General features: G+C 72.2%; 16 protein-coding genes. 9 read left to right on the top strand and 7 right to left on the bottom strand.

From position 1 onward, the window contains the following. Positions 1 to 167: 167 nt before the first annotated feature. Positions 168 to 1,571, top strand: coding sequence for an NADP-dependent succinic semialdehyde dehydrogenase (locus tag AB0E98_RS16205; protein WP_361702661.1), 1,404 nt, complete (start codon positions 168 to 170; stop codon positions 1,569 to 1,571). Between the two features lie 13 nt (positions 1,572 to 1,584). Here AB0E98_RS16205 and dhaK read toward each other — a convergent pair whose 3' ends face one another. The 4 genes from dhaK to AB0E98_RS16185 all read right to left on the bottom strand — a co-directional run bounded on the left by dhaK (position 1,585) and on the right by AB0E98_RS16185 (position 6,748). Beyond that, entirely contained in the window at positions 1,585 to 2,577 is a 993-nt protein-coding gene (gene dhaK, locus AB0E98_RS16200; protein ID WP_361702659.1) for a dihydroxyacetone kinase subunit DhaK, read from the bottom strand. A gap of 463 nt (positions 2,578 to 3,040) precedes the next feature. Beyond that, the gene (locus tag AB0E98_RS16195) at positions 3,041 to 5,656 is read right to left on the bottom strand and encodes a SpoIIE family protein phosphatase (RefSeq protein WP_361702657.1); all 2,616 of its coding nucleotides are present in this window, start codon (positions 5,654 to 5,656) and stop codon (positions 3,041 to 3,043) included. Positions 5,657 to 6,138: 482 nt separating this feature from the next. Then, entirely contained in the window at positions 6,139 to 6,351 is a 213-nt protein-coding gene (locus AB0E98_RS16190) for a hypothetical protein (RefSeq protein ID WP_361702656.1), read from the bottom strand. 4 nt (positions 6,352 to 6,355) lie between these two features. Next, positions 6,356 to 6,748 carry a MarR family winged helix-turn-helix transcriptional regulator gene (locus AB0E98_RS16185; protein WP_361702654.1) on the bottom strand — a complete coding sequence of 131 codons (393 nt, stop codon included), beginning with the start codon at positions 6,746 to 6,748 and terminating at the stop codon, positions 6,356 to 6,358. Between AB0E98_RS16185 and AB0E98_RS16180 the strand changes: the two genes are divergently transcribed. Continuing rightward, positions 6,734 to 7,369, top strand: coding sequence for a hypothetical protein (locus AB0E98_RS16180; RefSeq protein WP_361702653.1), 636 nt, complete (start codon positions 6,734 to 6,736; stop codon positions 7,367 to 7,369). The genes AB0E98_RS16185 and AB0E98_RS16180 overlap by 15 nt on opposite strands. Positions 7,370 to 7,743: 374 nt before the next feature. On the opposite strand, the gene AB0E98_RS16175 is transcribed toward AB0E98_RS16180, so the two are convergent. Further along, positions 7,744 to 8,661, bottom strand: a complete 918-nt coding sequence (locus AB0E98_RS16175) for an RICIN domain-containing protein (protein ID WP_361702651.1) — start codon at positions 8,659 to 8,661, stop codon at positions 7,744 to 7,746. A gap of 489 nt (positions 8,662 to 9,150) precedes the next feature. Here AB0E98_RS16175 and AB0E98_RS16170 point away from each other — a divergent pair, with 489 nt between their 5' ends. Both AB0E98_RS16170 and AB0E98_RS16165 read left to right on the top strand, forming a co-directional pair. Continuing rightward, the gene (locus AB0E98_RS16170; protein WP_361702649.1) at positions 9,151 to 10,149 is read left to right on the top strand and encodes a tectonin domain-containing protein; all 999 of its coding nucleotides are present in this window, start codon (positions 9,151 to 9,153) and stop codon (positions 10,147 to 10,149) included. Between the two features lie 172 nt (positions 10,150 to 10,321). Continuing rightward, positions 10,322 to 10,690: a hypothetical protein gene (locus tag AB0E98_RS16165; protein ID WP_361702647.1), complete on the top strand. Its 369-nt coding sequence runs from the start codon at positions 10,322 to 10,324 to the stop codon at positions 10,688 to 10,690. Between the two features lie 33 nt (positions 10,691 to 10,723). Here the strand turns inward: AB0E98_RS16165 and AB0E98_RS16160 are convergent, their stop codons facing one another. Continuing rightward, entirely contained in the window at positions 10,724 to 11,497 is a 774-nt protein-coding gene (locus AB0E98_RS16160) for an SDR family oxidoreductase (RefSeq protein ID WP_361702646.1), read from the bottom strand. A 139-nt stretch (positions 11,498 to 11,636) separates the two neighbouring features. Between AB0E98_RS16160 and AB0E98_RS16155 the strand changes: the two genes are divergently transcribed. Beyond that, the gene (locus AB0E98_RS16155) at positions 11,637 to 12,935 is read left to right on the top strand and encodes a DUF1266 domain-containing protein (protein ID WP_361702644.1); all 1,299 of its coding nucleotides are present in this window, start codon (positions 11,637 to 11,639) and stop codon (positions 12,933 to 12,935) included. A 24-nt stretch (positions 12,936 to 12,959) separates the two neighbouring features. On the opposite strand, the gene AB0E98_RS16150 is transcribed toward AB0E98_RS16155, so the two are convergent. Further along, on the bottom strand, positions 12,960 to 13,940 hold the full coding sequence (locus tag AB0E98_RS16150) for a glycoside hydrolase family 25 protein (RefSeq protein WP_361702642.1): 981 nt from the start codon (positions 13,938 to 13,940) through the stop codon (positions 12,960 to 12,962). A gap of 503 nt (positions 13,941 to 14,443) precedes the next feature. On the opposite strand from AB0E98_RS16150, the gene AB0E98_RS16145 reads away from it, so the two are divergent. The 4 genes from AB0E98_RS16145 to AB0E98_RS16130 all read left to right on the top strand — a co-directional run bounded on the left by AB0E98_RS16145 (position 14,444) and on the right by AB0E98_RS16130 (position 18,052). Next, on the top strand, positions 14,444 to 15,097 hold the full coding sequence (locus AB0E98_RS16145; RefSeq protein WP_361702640.1) for a hypothetical protein: 654 nt from the start codon (positions 14,444 to 14,446) through the stop codon (positions 15,095 to 15,097). A gap of 236 nt (positions 15,098 to 15,333) precedes the next feature. Further along, positions 15,334 to 15,759, top strand: a complete 426-nt coding sequence (locus AB0E98_RS16140) for a hypothetical protein (protein WP_361702638.1) — start codon at positions 15,334 to 15,336, stop codon at positions 15,757 to 15,759. Between the two features lie 45 nt (positions 15,760 to 15,804). Then, the gene (locus AB0E98_RS16135) at positions 15,805 to 16,845 is read left to right on the top strand and encodes a CapA family protein (protein WP_361702636.1); all 1,041 of its coding nucleotides are present in this window, start codon (positions 15,805 to 15,807) and stop codon (positions 16,843 to 16,845) included. Between the two features lie 181 nt (positions 16,846 to 17,026). Then, positions 17,027 to 18,052, top strand: a complete 1,026-nt coding sequence (locus AB0E98_RS16130; protein WP_361702634.1) for a phosphatase PAP2 family protein — start codon at positions 17,027 to 17,029, stop codon at positions 18,050 to 18,052. The last annotated feature ends 104 nt before the right edge of the window (positions 18,053 to 18,156 follow it).

Raw genomic sequence — 18,156 nt, 5'->3', positions numbered from 1 at the left:
CGCCTCTATCGCGGGGTCCCGGGGCCCGGGGGCTGCGGCCCCCCCCCCCCCCACACCGCCCTCACCTGTGCGGGCCGCATGGCGACCCCGCCTCCGAACGGGGCTCGGGTCCCCGCCCGGCGCGTGTACGCCTTGCGCGGCCGGGCGGAGCGTCGCAGAGTCGAGGCATGCCCATCGCAACGGTGAACCCCGCGACCGGCGAGACCCTCAAGACGTTCGCCGAGCTGGGCCCCGAGGACGTCGAACGGCGCCTGGCCGCGGCCGACGCGGCCTTCCGCCACCACCGCACGACCGATTTCGCCGAACGGTCCCGGATGCTGCGGCACGCCGCCCAGCTCCTGGACGACGACCGTGACGACATCGCCCGCACCATGACGACCGAGATGGGCAAGCCGCTGGCCGCCGCCCGGGCCGAGGCCACGAAGTGCGCGAAGGCGATGCGCTGGTACGCCGGGCACGCCGAGGCCCTGCTGGCCGACGAGGTGCCGCCCGAGGCCGAGGCGCGCGACGCCGGGGCGACCGCCGCCCGCGTCCACTACCGCCCGCTCGGCGTGGTCCTCGCGGTCATGCCGTGGAACTTCCCGCTCTGGCAGGTCGTCCGGTTCGCCGCCCCCGCCCTGATGGCGGGCAACGTCGGGCTGCTCAAGCACGCCTCGAACGTGCCGCAGACCGCCCTCTACCTGGAGGACCTCTTCCTGCGCGCCGGATTCCCCGAGGGGTGCTTCCAGACCCTGCTGATCGGCTCGGGCGCCGTCGAGGCCGTCCTGCGCGACCCGAGGGTCGCCGCCGCGACCCTCACCGGCAGCGAACCGGCCGGCCGTGCGGTGGCCGCCGTCGCCGGGGACGAGGTCAAGAAGACCGTCCTGGAGCTCGGCGGCAGCGACCCGTACGTCGTCCTCCCGTCCGCCGACCTCGCCCGCGCCGTACGGACGGCCGTGACCGCCCGCGTCCAGAACAACGGCCAGTCCTGCATCGCCGCCAAGCGCTTCATCGTCCACACCGACGTCTACGACGCCTTCGCCGAGCGCTTCACCGCCCTGATGGAGGGCCTCACCGTCGGCGACCCCATGGCCGGGTCCACCGACGTCGGCCCCCTCGCCACCGAGCGCGGCCGCGCCGACCTCGAGGAGCTCGTCGACGACGCGCTGCGGCACGGCGCCACGGCCCTGTGCGGCGGGCGCAGGCCGCCCGGGCACGAACGCGGCTGGTACTACGAGCCGACCGTCCTCGCCGGGATCACCCCCGAGATGCGCGTCCACCGCGAGGAGGCTTTCGGCCCGGTGGCCACGTTGTACCGCGTGGACGGCGTCGACGAGGCGATCGCCCTGGCCAACGACAGCCCCTTCGGGCTGAGTTCCAACGTCTGGACGCGCGACGAGGAGGAACAGCGGCGGTTCGTCCGGGACATGGAGGCCGGCGGCGTCTTCTTCAACGGGATGACCGCTTCCCACCCCGCCCTGCCCTTCGGCGGCGTGAAGCGCTCGGGCTACGGGCGGGAGCTGTCGGGGCACGGGATCCGCGAGTTCTGCAACGTCACGACCGTCTGGTACGGGGCCGAGCCCGGCGCGTGACGAGGGCCGCCGCTCACATCCCCCAGCGCAGCGCGGGCGTCCGTACAGGGGCGTCGTACAAACGCAGCAGCTCGTCGTCGACCTGGCACAGCGTCACCGACGCGCCGGCCATGTCCAGCGACGTCACATAGTTCCCGACGAGCGTCCGAGCGACCGGCACCCCGCGCTCGCGCAGCACCCGGTGCACCTCGGCGGAGAACCCGTAGAGCTCCAGCAGCGGGGTGCCGCCCGCGCCGTTCACCAGGACCAGCACCGGTCCGCCCGGACGGAGGTCCTCCAGGACCGCGTCCACCGCGAAGTCGGCGATCTCACCGGACGTCATCATCGCCCGCCGCTCCCGCCCCGGCTCGCCGTGGATGCCCACGCCCAGCTCCAGCTCCCCCTCGGGCAGATCGAAGGTCGGCCCGCCCTTGGCCGGGGTGGCACAGGCCGTGAGGGCGACCCCGAAGCTCCGCGACGCCTCGTTCACCCGGCGCGCGACCGCCTCCACCCGCTCCAGCGGGGCGCCCTGCTCCGCCGCGGCGCCCGCGATCTTCTCCACGAACAGCGTGGCGCCGGTGCCACGCCGCCCGGCGGTGTAGAGGCTGTCCGTCACGGCGACGTCGTCGTTCACCAGCACGCCGGCGACCTGGATGCCCTCGTCCTCGGCGAGCTCGGCGGCCATGTTGAAGTTGAGCACGTCGCCCGTGTAGTTCTTCACGATGAACAGCACGCCCGCGCCGCTGTCCACGGCCGCGGCCGCCCGCACCATCTGATCGGGCACGGGCGAGGTGAACACCTCCCCGGGACACGCCGCGTCGAGCATCCCCGTCCCCACGAACCCGGCATGCAACGGCTCATGCCCGGACCCCCCACCGGAGACCAGCCCCACCTTCCCCGCGACAGGCGCGTCCCGCCGCACGACGACCCGCCGCTCGACGTCGACCATCAGCTCGGGATGCACGGCGGCCATACCGCGCAGCGCGTCGGCGACCACGGTCTCGGGGACGTTGATGAGCATTTTCACGGGGGCTCCTTCAGTGACGGACGGTTAGGCCGCTGACGTGCATTTCCGCAGGTCAGCTGTGATGAAGGGACTAATTGATCTTGGCGGGCGCTGGCGGTCGGTAGCGGTCCGTGGCGGTGCTGATGCTGACCTAACGCTGACATTACTGACGGTCTACCAGCTCAATGGCGCACTACTCAGCGTGATGGGCCTAGGGTACTGAGGTTGGTGCGCTGAGAAACTCCGGTGTCGCAGGAATTGAGCCCCATCAGGTGGAGACCTCCCTGGCTGCTGTCGTGCGCGCGGCGGCCAGGGTGAGAGTCCCTGCGAAGGTGATGGCTGGGGGAGTCGGAGTTTGTGGGGTATGTGGTCTGGTCGCGGCGGGCCAGGTAGCCGGCTGTGCCGGAGGCCGGTCCGGCGATAGGAGTGATCAGGGCGCAACCGACCAGGATCAAGCCCTAGCTGTTGCTGGCTTGGTTCCTCGCTACGGCAGTGCCTGCTCTGCCCAGATGATCTTGCCCCGGGCGTAATACCGGGTGCCCCAGCGGTCGGTGAGCTGGGAGACGAGGAACAGCCCGCGCCCGCCCTCGTCCTCGTCTGCGGCGTAGCGCAGGTGGGGCGAGGTGCTGCTGGTGTCGGAGACCTCGCAGATCAGGGTGCGGTCGTAGAGGAGACGGACGCCGATGGGGCCGGCGGCGTGGCGGATGGCGTTGGTGATCAGTTCGCTGAGGACCAGCTCCGTGGTGAAGACCATCTCCTCCAGGCCCCACTCGGTCAGTTGCCGCGTGATGTCGGCGCGGGATCCGGCCACGGCGGAGGGCTCGCAGGGGACGTCCCATGCGGCGATCCGGCCGGCGTCCATGCGGCGGGTGCGGGCGACGAGGAGGGCGATGTCGTCGCTGCGACGGTCGGGAGGGAGGGCCTCGAGCACGGCCTCGCAGGTCTCCTCCGGCATGCGGCCGGGCACTCCCAGGACCGTCCTGAGAATCGCCAGGCCGCTGCCGATGTCGCGCTCGCGTCCCCGGACAAGACCGTCGGTGTAGAGAGCGAGGCTGCTGCCCTCGGGCAGGTGGAGTTCCGCCGCTTCGAAGGGCAGGCCGCCCAGGCCGAGCGGCGGCCCCGCGGGGAGCTCGGGGTAATCGACGGTGCCGTCGGGGCGGACGAGCGCGGGCAGAGGATGGCCGGCTCGGGCCAGGGTGCAGGTTCCGTCGGTGGGGTCGTAGATCGCGTACAGGCAGGTGGCGCCTGCGACAGCGGGTTCGTCCCCTGCCGAGGCCGTGTCGTAGTCGGTGAGGCAGACGAGCTCGTCGAGACGGCCGAGGAGTTCGTCCGGGGGCAGGTCGAGGGTGGAGAAGTTCTGTACGGCGGTGCGCAGCCGGCCCATGGTGGCGGCGGCGTGCAGTCCGTGTCCGACGACGTCGCCGACGACGAGGGCGACGCGGGCCCCGGGGAGCGGGATGACGTCGAACCAGTCGCCGCCCACCCCGTTCCGGGCGGGCAGATAGCGATGGGCGACGTCAAGGGCGTTCTGCTCGGGCAGCCCGCTGGGGAGCAGGCTCCGTTGCAGAGTGACCGCCATGGTGTGCTCGCGGGTGAAGCGGCGGGCGTTGTCGACGCAGACGGCTGCCCGCGCCGCCAGCTCCTCGGCCAGGACCAGGTCGTCCTGGTCGAGGCGAGGGCTGTCCCCCGTGCGCCAGAAGTTGGCGACGCCCATCAGGACCCCGCGTGCCGTGAGCGGCACGGTGATGAGTGAGCGGAGGCCGAGCTCCAGGATCTTCCGCGTGCGTTCGGGATCACCCGCGCGCCATTCGGCGGCGGCCGACACGTCGGGCACCAGCACGGGGCGTCCGCTGACGAGAACCCGGGCCATGGGGGTGTTCGGGTGGTACACGTAGACCTCGCCCACCTGGTGGAGCGGGGGGCCGCCGTAGGCACCGGTGACCGCCACCCGGTGCAGCTCCGGTGCTTGCCGGTACGAGCCGGGGGGCGGCTCGTCGCCGCGCAGGACGGAGTCGGCGAGGTCGACGGAGGCGTAGTCGGCGAACCGGCGCACGGCCACCTCGGTGAGCTCCTCGGCCGTGCGCGTGACGTCCAGGGTCGTGCCGATGGCCACGCTCGCCTCGTACAGCAGCCGCAGCCGGCTCTGGGCCACCTCGGCCCTTCCCGCGAGTTCGCGGAGCTCGGTGGAGTCGCGCAGCGTGGCCACGCTGCCGTCGGCTTCCTCATCGGGGTAGGTGGGCCGGTTGTTCACCACCAGCAGCCGGCCGCCGACCGGCAGCACCTCGTCGGTGACCGCACGGCCCGAGGCGAGCAGGTCCCTCATCCGGGGGGCCAGGCCGAGACCGGAGACGGGGCGGCCCTCCGCGTCCGGGGGGAGTTCGAGGAGCCGACGCGCCTCGTCGTTGACGAGCAGGGCCGTGCCGTCGCCGCCGACGATGACGACGCCTTCGCGCACCGCGTGCAGTACGGCGTCGTGGTGCTCGTACATCCGCACCATCTCGGCGGGGTCCAGGCCGTGGGTCTGCCGCCGCAGCCGCCTGCTCACCAGGGCCGTCCCGGCCGTCGCCAGGCCGAGCGCGGCGGCACCGGCACCGAGGAGGAACGGGAGCTGTTGGTTGAACGCGCTGCTCACCTTGCCGGGGTTGAGGCCGGCCGACACCATGCCCACGACCCTGCCACGGTCCGACACCGGGACGACGGCCTGCACTTCGGCCGCCATGGGGCCGTGGACCTGCTCGATGGTGACGTGGCCGTCGAGCGACGGTCCGATGGTGCCGACGAACTTCTTGCCGATCCACTCGGGATGGGGGCTCGTGTAGCGGATGCCGTCCCTGTTCATCACGACGATGAAGTCGACGCCGGCTGCCCGGCGGGCGCTCTCGGCCAGCGGCTGGAGCACCGCACTCGGATCGGGACCGCGCATCGCGGCCGGCAGGCTGGGCCCGTGCGCGAAGGACTCGGCGGCTGCCAGCGAGCGGGCGCGCGCCGCCTGGAACCTGTCGGTGCGTGCCTTGAGCACCAGCGTCACCACGGCGGCCACGACGAGCACGAGGACGATCAGTACTTGCAGAGCGAACATCTGACCGGCGACGCTGCGCATGCTCGCCACCGGTCCCGTACGCCGCGCCGACGGCTCCCACGAGCCTGGCGGCCGCTGTCGCCGCTCACGTGAGGAGCGACCCGGGAAGCGGGCCATGCGCCATCTCTACCGCCCCGGGCGGCGGCGACGGCGCACACCACGCCGTGGCATCGCACGGCTGCACGAGGGATGGCTCCGGCGCGGGTCGTATCTGCCGGTGCTGCGACGCCATCTGGTCGCCGTCACGGCCCCTGGCTGGCCTTTTTGCTGGCCCTTTGCTGATCCGATGACCTTAATCGAGCCTCTGACCTGCGGAAACGTCATTTCCGGCGACGTTGATGAGCATTTTCACGGGGGCTCCTTCAGTGACGGTCGGTAGTGGTCTGCGGCGGTACCGATGCTGACTTTGCCGACGAGATATCAGTTTGAGTAGCGGCTACTCAGTGTGATGGCACCAGGGTGCTGAGGCTCGGCCACCACACCTCCAATGTCCGGACCGGACGTCACCACGCATCCGACCGCCGTGGCCGCGAGCCGGGCGAAACTCTCTGGCCGGAAGGCTGCTTCTCTCGCAGAGCCTCGATCTCGGCGGCCGGCACGGCCAGGTCACGCACGTGCGAGCAGTACCTGGCCGCGTACTCGTCGTCGATCGCCGGGAGAACCTTCTCGAACACCGCCGTCAGCCGGATCGCACCCGGCGAACGTTCGCGGAACACCCACTCAGGTCGGCTCCTGCGCGACGAAACGGGTCAGCAGCTCGTGCAGCTGGTGCTGTTGCCGAACGTCGAGAACCTCCAGCAATTCCCGCATCGCACCACGGAACAACTCGCTCGCCTCCCGCAGACGCCGCTCGCCCTCCTCGGTGATCACGATCTCGTATGCCCGGCGGTCGTGCGGTGCCCGGCGCCGCTTCAGCAGGTGGCGGCGCTCCAGGTCGTCGACGATCCGTACCAGGGTGGACTTGTCGATGCCGAGCGCCGCGCCCAGTTCGCGCTGGCTGCGGACCTGGCCGGACTGAACGGTCGTCAGTACACCGGCGTGCTGCAACTCGATGCCGGTCGGCCGGGCCGCTTGATCGGCCCTCGCGCGGCCGAGCTGGTGGGCACGGAACATCAGCAGTCCGGCTTCTCGGTGGCCGTGGAGGACGCCCGGCTGATCTACGGCCGTACGCCGCTCACCGCTCGGGCGCGTCGACTGACGCCGCCGCCGGCGCTCGAAGGTTTCCTGGGCGTGGTCGGTCCGGACGGCCGCCGCCTCGCGCTGGCCGCGCAGCGGTTCCGCCGTGATCCGGCCGACTTCGGGCTGCCGGCGGCCGACGACTATGTCATGTGGGGCCTGACCGCCCCGGCCGACGTCTACGGTCCCGATTTCTTCGAGCTCGGTGCCGCGGACCTGCTGGAGTCGGCGGTGAGCACCCTCGCCGACTGGGACCCTTCGCTGAGCGCGCTGGTCGGGCTGGGCGACATCGGGTACCTCGTGCCCGCGAGCATCCAGATCTCCGAACGCCCCGAGTTGGGGCCGCCGGTACCGGTGACCCTGGTCGGTGACGCGGCGCACCCGATGCCCCCGGCCGGAATCAGCGCGGGAGTCGCGCTCCACGACGCGGGGCTGCTCGCCTCCCGACTGGTCCCGGGCGCACTCCTACTGGAGGCTGTCCGGTCGTACGAGACGGAAATGCTCGACTACGGCTTCGCCGCGGTCGCCGCCGCCACCCGGAGTTCGCGTATGGATTAACGCCATCTCATTCGTGCTGGCCCGAGGCCGTTCAGGGGCGTCCAGACGGTCCAGGAGAGACGCGTGTGACGGCCCGTGAGGCGACGAATCCCTGTCGGAGTATTCCGGCGGGGATTCGTCGCACCCCGGACCACGACGGTGTGCGGCGTTCGGTGCGGGCGTCGCTGTACTCGGGCTCTCCGCTGTCGAGTACGCGGAGCAGGGAGGCGGTGGCGGTCTCCGCCTGTACGGGAGTTATGCCCGATGGGTAGCCCGGCCTCCGGCCGGGGCGCGGCAGCAGGACGGCGAGCGTCGTCTGCTGTTGCCGGCTGCCCAACGACCAATCGCATCATCCGGGTCTCGTCCATGCGTATCGGGGCGGGGGTCGGGGCGGGTCAGCCGACGAAGTCCTGTGCCCACCAGTAGGTGCCGTTCGCGTCGATGGTGACGCCGACGCCGGTGTACCGATGCTGGTCGTCGAGGATGTTCCGCTCGTGCAGCGGCTCCTTGATCCACGCGTCGACCACCGACCGGGCGTCCTTCCAGAAGCCGCGGGCGCCCGCCGCGTTCTCGGCGACCTCGCTGAACGAGCGCGGGTAGCCGTACTTGCGGAGCGAGTCCATCGTCCCGATGTAGTGGCCCTGCTGCTGCCGGCGGGCCTGCTCGTCGGCCTCGTCCTGGGCGGCGTGCTCGACGACGGGGTCGTACTCCAGACGCGCCTTGCCGTGCTGCGCGCGGTAGTCGTTGACGAGGTCGAAGACCTGGCGCTGCAACGACCCGGGGCCCGGGTTCGGCTTCGGGGCGCCGCCGTCGGAGAACTTCCAGACCTGGGACGCGGTGTCGTTGCAGCTGTAGATCTGCACCGGGGTGCCGTCGTCGGTGTTGCCACCGCGCACGTCGAGGCATTTGTCGGACTGCGGGTTGACCAGGACGTCGCCCTGGTGGCGCACCCACTTCTGGGCACCCGAGCCGTTGCAGTCCCACAGCCGGACGGGTGTGCCGTCGGCGGTGCCGCTGGACGCGACGTCGAGGCACTTGCCGAACGCGGTCATCGTGGTGCCGGTCTCACCGGGCTGCTCGACGTACGTCCACCGCTGGGACTCCGTGCCGTTGCAGCCGTAGAGCTGGACCGGGGTGCCGTTGTCCTGGACGCCGCCGCGGACGTCGAGGCACTTGCCGGCGAGGCCGACGAGCTGTCCGGCCTGCGCGGTCGCCTGTGCCGGCGCGGGCAGGGCGGCCACACCGAGCGTGGCCAGGGCAAGAGTGCCCCATATGTGCGACTTCTTTAGCGACTGCTTGGTCGACGCCTTCATCGGGCCCGTTCCTCTTCCTCGGGGGTGATTGCCTCGGGGAGGTTAGGAACGGGTGTTCAACAGGCGATCAACGCCTGATCGGCGATCAGTTGATCCGGTCGGGCCTGCTCAGATCAGGCCCGAGCGGGGCGGATTGTTCAAGCCGGTGATCTGGGCTGCTTGCTCAGTGGCCGCGTTACGGTCCGTAGCTCCGGCGCAGGCCGTAACTGCCGGCACCACAGCTCCGTCCGGTCGCTGTCATGGCCCCTTGCTCGGATGGCGGGCGGATTCGGCCGTGGTCCGGGACAGGCTGCCGAACCGCGTACATCCCCCTTCGGGATCGGGCCGCGCGGACGGGGCAGAGGTCGTCCTGCCCCCGGACTGTCCGTCGCGGGCCCGGCGCAGTAGGGTGCGGCCGCGTCCTCACCGGGTTCCGCACGCCCATCGGCTCACGCACCTCCCTGTTACCGATCGCAGTCAGTGGTCTCTCCGCACAGGAAGGGCAGTCACATGAGGAGCACGAGGAAGAGACACAGACGCACGGCCCGTAGGCTACGACTGGTCGTCCTCGCCGTGGTCGCGGCGCTGGCGGCGGCCCTTCCGGGGGTCGGGTCGGCCGCCGCCCGTTCGGGGCCGGCCGCGTCGGCCGCCGTGTTCGGGTCGTCCATCGCGGCGGCTCGGAACGCCGACGGACGCCTGGAGCTCTTCGGGACGAACCCCGGGGACACGATCTACCACCGTGCCCAGGCCCTCGTCATCGGCGGTGTCTGGACGGGCTGGGAGCAATTCGACGGGGCCCTGCGCGCCGTGGCGGCCGAGACGAACGCGGACGGGCGCGTCGAGCTGTTCGGCGTCAACGGGGCGGGGAACATCTACCACCGCTGGCAGACGTCGCCGGGCGCAGGATGGTCCGGCTGGGAGCAGTTCGACGGGAATCTGACGTCGATCGCCGCGACCCGCAACGCCGACGGCCGTCTGGAGATCTTCGGTACGAACAGCGCCGGATACATCTACCACCGCTGGCAGACCGCCATCGGCGGTCCGTGGTCGGGCTGGGAACAGATGGACGGCGGCCTGAGCCAGGTCGCCGCGGAGACGAACGGCGACGGGCGGCTGGAGCTGTTCGGCGTCAACAGCGCCGGAAACGTCTTCCACCGCTGGCAGCTCGGGCGGCCCGGCGGCCCGTGGTCCGGATGGGAGCAGTACGACGGCAACCTCTCGTCGATCGCCGCTGCCCGTAACGCCGACGGCCGTCTGGAGATCTTCGGGACGAACAGCGCGGGCAATATCTATCACCGCGCCCAGACCCAGATCGGCGGGGGCAACGGCTGGACGGGATGGGCGCAGATGGACGGCGGCCTGAGCCAGGTCGCCGCGGAGACGAACGCGGACGGGCGCGTCGAGCTGTTCGGGGTGAACGGGGCGGGCTACGTCTATCACCGCTGGCAGACCGCCATCGGCGGGCCCTGGTCCAACTGGGCCCAGTTCGACGGCATACTCCGGGGCTGACGGAACCTCGGCCGGCATCGTCCAGCGCGCCGGGCTGCCTTCCGGGCAGCCCGGACCACGCGCCACCCCCCGAGCCGGCGTCGCCGCACCGGCGAAGGCGTCCTGCCGGGTTGACCCGGATCACAGCTGTCCCGGCCGGGCGTGCGGAGGTATCCGGTCATAATTCATGATCATGCACGCCAGTCTCACAGAACACGCCCGATGCCTGTACGACGACGAGTACGAGGACGCGCCCGGGTGCGGCGGAGACCACCACGAGCAGTACTTCGTGGAGGAGCTCACCTTCGCCGACGCGGACTCGATCGTCGCCATGCTCCGTGACCTCTCCCCCCGCCTCGTCGAAGGACGCCTCCCCGGCTGGATCCGGAACCTCGCCTACCGGCTGGCGATCCTTCAGCGGCCCGACGACCCCGCCCTGATGCGCGAGGCGGCAGACAGCCTTTATCTGCACGGTCCCGTCTGGGACGACGTGGCCGCCGACTTCCGGCGCCGGGCCGACGCGCTGGACCCGGCCGGCGCGGTCCTCGGCTCCTCCCGGTAACCCCGGGGTCCGGGGGCCGGTCCGTCTCCCGGTTCATGTGAGGGACAGCCCGCCGTCCACCGGCAGCACCACGCCATTGGCGTACGCGGCCTCCGGCCGGGTGAGCCGGGTGATCCACCAGGCGATCTCCTCGGGCCTGCCGACGCGGCCGGACGGCACCCTGGTACCGATCTCCCGGAGGAATCCGGCGTACTGCTCCTCCGTCAGGCCCATGCGCGCCCCCGCTCCCGTGTCGACCACCCCCGGCGCTACGCCCACCACCCGGATGCCGCGCGGTGCCAGCTCGACGGCCCAGGTCCGGGTGAGGAAGTCCAGAGCCGCCTTGGTGGCGCCGTACAGGCCGTTGTCCGGCCACGAGCGCAGGCCGAGCGCCCCCGACGAGCCGACGTTGACCACCGTGCCGCCGTGTTCCGCCAGCGCGTCCAGCGCGCGGCGGGTGAGGAGGACCGGCGCGAGCAGATTGGTCCTCAGTTGCTCCTCGGCCGACCGCCGGTCCAGGGTCGCCAGGGGCCGGTAGCCCATGGCGGCGGCGTTGTTGACCAGCACGTCGAGCCGGCCGAACGCGCGCAGCGCGGTCCCGACCACGAGTTCCGGGGCCTTCGGGTCGGTGATGTCGATGGTCAGCGTCGTGACGCCGGGCAGGCCCTCGGCGGTGCCGGCGAGGGTGGCCCCGGTGCGGCCGACGACGAGCACCCCGGCCCCCTGCTCGGCGAACGCACGGGCCGTGGCCCGGCCGATGCCGGTGCCGGCCCCGGTGACGACGACGCCGCGCGTGGTGGAACCCGTACCCCCGGAATGGACGGTCATGCCCGGCACGCTAGGGCCCCGCGCTCGAATCCGGATGGACGGGGGCCCGCGCCCGGGCCGTCCGAGGACCGCCGGTAACGTACCCGCGTGATCTTGCGGTCGTCAGCGGGGCGACGGGCATGGAACGGAAGGAAAACCCATGCGGACGGCGTCCGGGGACGATGCCCACGAAGAGGGCGCCTACGAAGAGGACCATGAAGAGGTCTTCCCCTTCGTCCCCGCCCCCGAGGACGGCACCCACTGGACGGCGCCCACCGACGTCGAACAGCAGCTGTACCGGCTGACCCGTACCGGCAACGCGTACGCGTACCTGCGCACCCTCGCCATCGAGGGCGTCTACTACCCCGTGCGGCTAGACGAGGCGCGGGCGGCCGGCGAGGACGAGTTCCCCGTGCTGACCGTCCCGCTCGGCGACGGGCGCCTCGCCGCGCAGGTCTACACCGCCGGCCTGCTGCCGCGCACGCATCCGCACCTGGTCTACGAGTACGCGACGCTCGGGGCCCTCGCGGGGATCCTCCCCGGCGACGTGGACATCCTCGCGGTCAACGCCGCCACGCCCTGCGAGGAGTACTTCTCCACCAATGACGAAGAACAGGAGACCTGGCTCGACCTCCACCACGACCTGTTCGAACCGGACGGCCTGGGCGACCGCGTGGTGACCCGCCGTACGGGCGCCCCGCCGCCCGGCCCGCTGCTGCACGGCCTGGCCTGCGGCGCCCATCTGTGCTTCCAGAACGGCGACGCGTGGAACACCCCGCACTGGCACGGCTCGGGCTACCGGGGCGAGGCCGAGCGGATCGCCGCAGGCTGGTCCGTCCACGGGCGCGACGACTGGCGCGCGACGCAGGAGCGGCTGCTCGACGGCGAAGTGAGCCCCTGGTACTGGGACTTCGTCCTCGGTGCCCGCGTCGCGCTCGCGCCCGGCGGCCGGGGCGGCCACGTCGATCCGCAGCGGTGGCGCGCCCTCGTCGAGGCGGAGCTGTGGGCCCGCGCCCGGGAGAACGGAGTCCCTTCCGGCGACCCGGAGTTCGCCGGTCTGGTGACGCACCTGCGCACCCTGGTGGGCGAGGTCCTGCGGTACGAGGCGCGGTTCCGCGCCGACGGGCTCCTGCCTCCCGACGGGTTCGTGCGCTCGATCGCCGCCTGGGACCTCGGCCGCGGCTCCAACATGGCCCGCTGGGGCCGCGGCGCCCGGTACGCCACGGAGACCGAGATGCTCACGGCCCTCGAACGCGTCTCCAAGGCCGCGCGCGACGTGTACGGCTCGTGGGAGGAGTTCTCCGCCGGCTATGTGCTGGGCCGGTGCCTGCACTTCGACGAGGAGCGGTTCGGCGCCTGGTACACGGAGGTCCTGGAGGCGCATCGCGCCCTGGCCGCCGACCCGGAGAGCCCGTGGCGCACGGTGCCCTTCGCGGACGGGCGGGACGACCGCGGGTGACGTGACGCCGGCCGCCCCCCTCCGCTACGCCACCTGTCGTCCCACTAGATAGCCCGTCAACGGAGCCGTGGCACGGATCCGGACCTTGTCCACGACGCGGTCGGTGGGCAGGTGGAGGACGAGCTTGTCCCCGGCGACGGTGACCGGGACGGGCCCGGCCGCCCGGCCCCACGCGCCGCCCTCGTCATGGAAGGCGGTGGTGACCTGGGCGTCCTTCCCCTGGGCGGAGAGGATCAGCCAGATGGGGCCGTTGCGGGCGCCGCCCGCCGGCGCGGCGAGGGTGCCGGCGGGTTCGACGGGCAGGTCGAAGTCCGCGTTCGCGGGCACGTCGAAGTAGGAGTACATGTCTTCCTCCGTATAGCGGGCGGGAGGGGTGGGGGGAGTGCGCTGGAACGACAGGCTCCAGTCCCGGAGTTCCGCCGTGGAGCCCAGGGGGCAGTAGTCGCGGTCGACGCCGCCGGCCTCGCTGTACTGGTGGAAGAGCCAGGGGTCGCGGATGCCGGGCCGGCCGGCCGGTCGCCCGGCGGTGGCGATCCACAGGAAGTCGCCGCAGTTCGAGGTCTGATCGACGTTGAGCCAGTATTCGAGGTTGCAGTACATGCCGACGGCGTAGTCCGGCATGAGCTCCTTCACATACGACAGCCACGCGTCGCGATAGACGAGCTGACGGGACTTCGGGACGTTCGCGTTGGCGTCGTCGTAGCCCTCCCAGTCCAGGACGATGATGTCGCCGGGGCGCCAAGCGGCCTGGCGGATGAAGTAGTCGGCCTCCGCGCGGGGGTCGTTGGCCATGTGGGGGTAGTGGTAGGCGCCCCAGACGAGACCGTTCGCCTTGACGTGGTCGCGCTGGGAGACCCATTTGGGGTTGATGTAGCCGAGCCCTTCGGTGATCTTGACGAAGACGAAGGAGAGCCCGCTGGTGTCGGGGGTGGAGGACTGGTACGAGGCCCAGTCCTGGCCGTGGATGCCCATTCGGAGCCCCTCTGCGGTGAGCCGAGTGCGCATGGCGGTGATGGTGGGGGATCGCGCTCGGGCCGGCCGGGGGTGGCCGGTCCGGGGTGGCCGGGACAGCGTCGTACAACGGTTCGCTTCCGGCAAGCGCCCCGGCGGACGAAATGCCTCTCCCCGGCCTCTCCTCGAACGCCGCACTCCGCGTCACCATGTCCAGTTATGACGCGGGGAGAGGGCGAATTAGGGCACAGGGTGCGGGTCTCCGCGCCCGGGCACGTCGCCGAGGGGACGTCACGTCCCTGGAGGCGTGGCTCAGGGGCGAACCCGAACCGAAGGACCGGGCGCAGGTCAAACGGGGCGCCCGGCCCGCTGAGGCCGGCGCCCTGATGGGCCCCAGCTGGACATCGTCATCGAGTGGGTCGGGGCCGCGACCACGACCGAGATCGTGCGCCTGGTGACGGCGTCGATCAAGGAGTGGGTGCGCAGCCGGCAGGCCCCCGGGGACGACAGACCGCCCGGATTCCGCGCGGAGTGGGACGACGAGCGGGACTAGCGCGATGGCCGGATCCGGGCGGCGGGAGGGAACCGAGGCCCGATCCCTGCTCATCGGTGTGTCCCAGTACGCCGGCGACCGGCCGCTCGAAGTGGCGGAGGGCCTCGGGGACATCGCGGCGGTCGAGCGCAATCTGACGGAGCTGCGGGACGCGTTGCGCGCGGGCGGGGTCTTCGCAGAGGACCGCATAGAGTCGCTCCCCTCACCCGGCGTCGAGCAGTTCGAGCAGTTCGAGCAACGCCTGGGGCACGTCCGGGACGCCACCGACGGACTGTTCCTGGTCTACTTCGCCGGGCACGGCATCGTCGACACGCGCGCGGGCGGCCACGGCCGGCTGCTGCTCGGCCTGCGGGACGCCGAGGTGGAGCACGGGCCCAGCTTCCCCGGCTGGATCCGCTGGGACGACACGCTGCACCGGCTGTGCCCGGGCGCGAGCGCCCGCCGCCACACCGTGGTGGTCCTCGATAGCTGCTACGCCGGCAACGCGGCCGGCGCCTGGGAGGAGCTCGACGAACGGGACCAGGCCAGGATCTCGCTGCTGCTGGCCGTGCAGAAGAACCAGCGCATCGACGCGGGGGACGCCGCGACCCCGACGCCGTACACGGCGGAGCTGGTCCGGCACCTGGCGCACCCCGCGGGGGAGCCGGCCGGGCCCTGACCCTGGGCGGCCTCCAGGAGCGACTGACGGAGGGCCTCAAGGAGGCCCGGACGGCGGGGCGCAGGGCGTGGAGCCCGCAGATCTGCCGGAAGGACGCGGGCGAGCACGTCGTCCTGGCCCGGCCGCCCGCCACCGTCCCGCCCGGCCTCCCGCCACCTCAGCCGCCCTCGGAGTCACCGCCCCGGAAGCCGCCGTCCCCCCGCCGCGCGCGATTGATCGCCGCGAGCCTGGCCGTGGTGGTCGCGCTCACCGCCACCGTCTGGTGGCTCGCCTCCAGTGACTCGCGCGGCGACGGCCCCTCGGCCTCCTGCGCGCATCATCCGCCGCTCGAACTGCGGGTCCTCGTCGACCCGGACCTGGGGCCGGCCGTCCGCGAGGCGGCGAACGGCTTCGTCGCCTCCGCCGCCAACGAGGACGGCGACGGATGCCGGCGTTCCGGCCTCACCGTCTACAGCGCCGGGTCCGCCGAGACCGTGGAGGCGTTCCGCACCCAGTACGGGGAGTGGGCCCACGTCGGCCGGTCCGGTGGGCCGCGCCCGACGAGGACATCGCCCAGCGGCTCGACGCCGCGCTCCGCGCCGTCCTGCCGAGCGGCTGATCCCGCCACGGGCCCGCCGGGGTCCGCCGGGGTCCGCTGTCCCGACACGCCCGGCGGAGCGTGACGGGCACCCCAGGGCCCCGGCTTGGTACTACTGCGGGGAGGACGGGTGCGCGAGGGCACCGCCCGGACGGAGGCGGAGCGGATGGCGCCGATCACGGTGGCGATGGCGGGCGACACCATGCTGGGACGCGGGGTCGGCGAGCGGCTCGGGGAGGTCCCGGAGCCCGCGACGATCCTGAGCGAGGAGATCCGGGACGTCATCGCCGGGGCGGATCTGTGCGTCCTCAACCTGGAGTGCTGCGTCTCCGGCCGGGGCGAGCCTTGGGCAGCGCCCGGCAAGCCCTTCTTCTTCCGGGCGCCCCCGCCGGCCGCCGCCGCCCTCGCCGAGCTGGGCGTGGACTGTGTGACCCTCGCCAACAACCACGCCCTCGACTACGGCTTCGACGCCCTCGCCGACACCCACGAGCTGCTGACGGCGGCCGGCATCCGGGTCGTCGGCGCGGGGGCGGACGTGGCCGCCGCCCGCGCGTACACAGTGCTGGAGGCGCGCGGGGTACGGCTGGCCGTGGTCGGCGTCACCGACCACCCGGACGACTTCGCCGCCGGCCCCGACCGGCCCGGCGTGGCCTTCGCGGATCTGCACAGGGGAGTGCCGGACTGGCTCGCCGAGCTGGTGGGGCGGGCCGCGGCGGAGGCCGACGCCGTGCTGGTCACCCCGCACTGGGGGCCCAATATGACCTCGGTGCCGCCCCATCACGTACGGGTCGCCGCGGCGGAGCTGCTGGCGGCCGGGGCGACCCTGGTCGCCGGGCACTCCGCGCACGTCTTCCACGGCGTGGCCGGGCCCGTGATCCACGACATGGGCGACTTCGTCGACGACTACGCCGTCGACCCCGTGCTCCGCAACGACCTCGGGCTGCTCTTCCTCGTCACCCTGGACAACCCCGCGCGACCGGACGCCCCGGCCCCGGCGCCCTACCGGCCGGTCCGTCTGGAGGCCGTCCCGCTGCGGCTCGACTACTGCCGCACCGAGCCGGCGCGCGGCGAGGACTGGGAATGGGTCCGCGAGCGCTTCTCCCGGGCCTGCGCCGCCTTCGGCACGCCCGTGACCGTACGGGGCGAGCGACTGTTGGTGGAGTGGCAGTGACCCCTGTCACACGGCGGACCGTGCGCCCACGGCCGCGCCGGAAGGGTGTCACGCCGCGCGTGTAGCTTTTGCTGTGCAGTCGCGCCGATGACATCCGCGCGGCATGTACCCGTCACCCGACCGTACGCTTACCGTGCTGCCGCCCCGGTACCGCCGTACCGATACGAAGGACGCCCCACCCATGCCCTACGTGCGCCACTGGTTGCGCAACTCCATCCTGCTGTTCGCGGCCGCGATCGTGCTCGGGCTGGTCGCCGCGCACACCACGCTGATCCAGCCGCACGATCTGTCGCTGGACCGGACGATCCAGACCAATCTGCGCACCCCCTGGCTCAACCACGCGATGGAACTGGTCAGCTACTGCGCCTCGCCGGTCGCCGGCGTGCTGATCCTCGCGGCCTGGAGCGGGTGGCTGTTGTTCGTACGGCGCCGGCCGACCGCCGCGGTCGCCACCTTCCTCGTGGTCGCCGTCGGCTGGAACAGCACCCAGATCGCCAAGGCCATCGTGGCCCGTGAGCGGCCGCCGCGGCAGTTCTCCCTCGACCCGGAGATCGGCTCCAACAGCTTCCCCAGCGGTCACACCGCCTTCACCGTCGCCGCCGTCGTGGCCGCGTACTTCCTCCTCCGCGAGACCCGGTACCGCCGTACCGTCGTGGTCGGCGGCGTCTTCGCGGTGCTGCTCGTCGCCTTCTCCCGGATGTACATCGGCGCCCACTACCCCACCGACACCTTCGGCTCGGTGCTGATCGCGGGCTCCGCCATCCTCTTCATCACGGGTGTGTGGCACGCCTGGCTGCTGCCGAGGCTCGACACGCTGCCGGTGGTGGCACCGCTGCTGGCGCGCTTCGGCCTCGCGGAGGAGCGCGCCGCGCTCGCGGCCGCCGAGCACGGCGACCATGGGGAGCACGGCCACTACGGTCAGCAGGGTCAGTACGACGGGTACGGCGAGCACGACCAGTACGGACAGCCTGACGGGTACGGGCAGCACGGCCAGTACGGGCAGCCCGCCCAGGGCCAGTACGGACAGCAGGGCGCGTACGACCCGTACGGTCAGCCCGCTCAGCCCGGCCAGTACGGGGCGTACGGCCGGCACGACGGCCACCCGGAGCAGAGCGACGGCCACGGCGGCCGGCCCGGGGCGCAGCCCGGCGGCGGACGGCGCAGGGCGGGCGGCAACCCCTCCTCCGGCGGGCGGCACCGCCGCTGAGCCGTCGGCCCGGCCGGAAACCGGAAAACGGCTGAAGAGCACCACGTCATGGCGGACTTCCCACGGGAGGTCCGCCATGATCCTTGTTAACCCCCGCCGCACGA

It is taken from the genome of Streptomyces sp. NPDC037389, from assembly GCF_040636475.1.
Taxonomy (GTDB): domain Bacteria; phylum Actinomycetota; class Actinomycetes; order Streptomycetales; family Streptomycetaceae; genus Streptomyces; species Streptomyces hesseae.
This window is presented reverse-complemented; position numbering and strand designations above follow the sequence as displayed.

Bases quoted from the DNA above. Each gene is read 5' to 3' on its own strand.
- AB0E98_RS16155 (WP_361702644.1), top strand. From the start codon at position 11,637: ATGCGGACGGCGTCCGGGGACGATGCCCACGAAGAGGGCGCCTACGAA.
- AB0E98_RS16205 (WP_361702661.1), top strand. From the start codon at position 168: ATGCCCATCGCAACGGTGAACCCCGCGACCGGCGAGACCCTCAAGACG.
- AB0E98_RS16195 (WP_361702657.1), bottom strand. From the start codon at position 5,656: ATGCGCAGCGTCGCCGGTCAGATGTTCGCTCTGCAAGTACTGATCGTC.
- AB0E98_RS16185 (WP_361702654.1), bottom strand. From the start codon at position 6,748: ATGTTCCGTGCCCACCAGCTCGGCCGCGCGAGGGCCGATCAAGCGGCC.
- AB0E98_RS16145 (WP_361702640.1), top strand. From the start codon at position 14,444: ATGGCCGGATCCGGGCGGCGGGAGGGAACCGAGGCCCGATCCCTGCTC.
- AB0E98_RS16150 (WP_361702642.1), bottom strand. From the start codon at position 13,940: ATGCGCACTCGGCTCACCGCAGAGGGGCTCCGAATGGGCATCCACGGC.
- AB0E98_RS16170 (WP_361702649.1), top strand. From the start codon at position 9,151: ATGAGGAGCACGAGGAAGAGACACAGACGCACGGCCCGTAGGCTACGA.
- AB0E98_RS16165 (WP_361702647.1), top strand. From the start codon at position 10,322: ATGCACGCCAGTCTCACAGAACACGCCCGATGCCTGTACGACGACGAG.
- AB0E98_RS16175 (WP_361702651.1), bottom strand. From the start codon at position 8,661: ATGAAGGCGTCGACCAAGCAGTCGCTAAAGAAGTCGCACATATGGGGC.
- AB0E98_RS16160 (WP_361702646.1), bottom strand. From the start codon at position 11,497: ATGACCGTCCATTCCGGGGGTACGGGTTCCACCACGCGCGGCGTCGTC.
- AB0E98_RS16130 (WP_361702634.1), top strand. From the start codon at position 17,027: ATGCCCTACGTGCGCCACTGGTTGCGCAACTCCATCCTGCTGTTCGCG.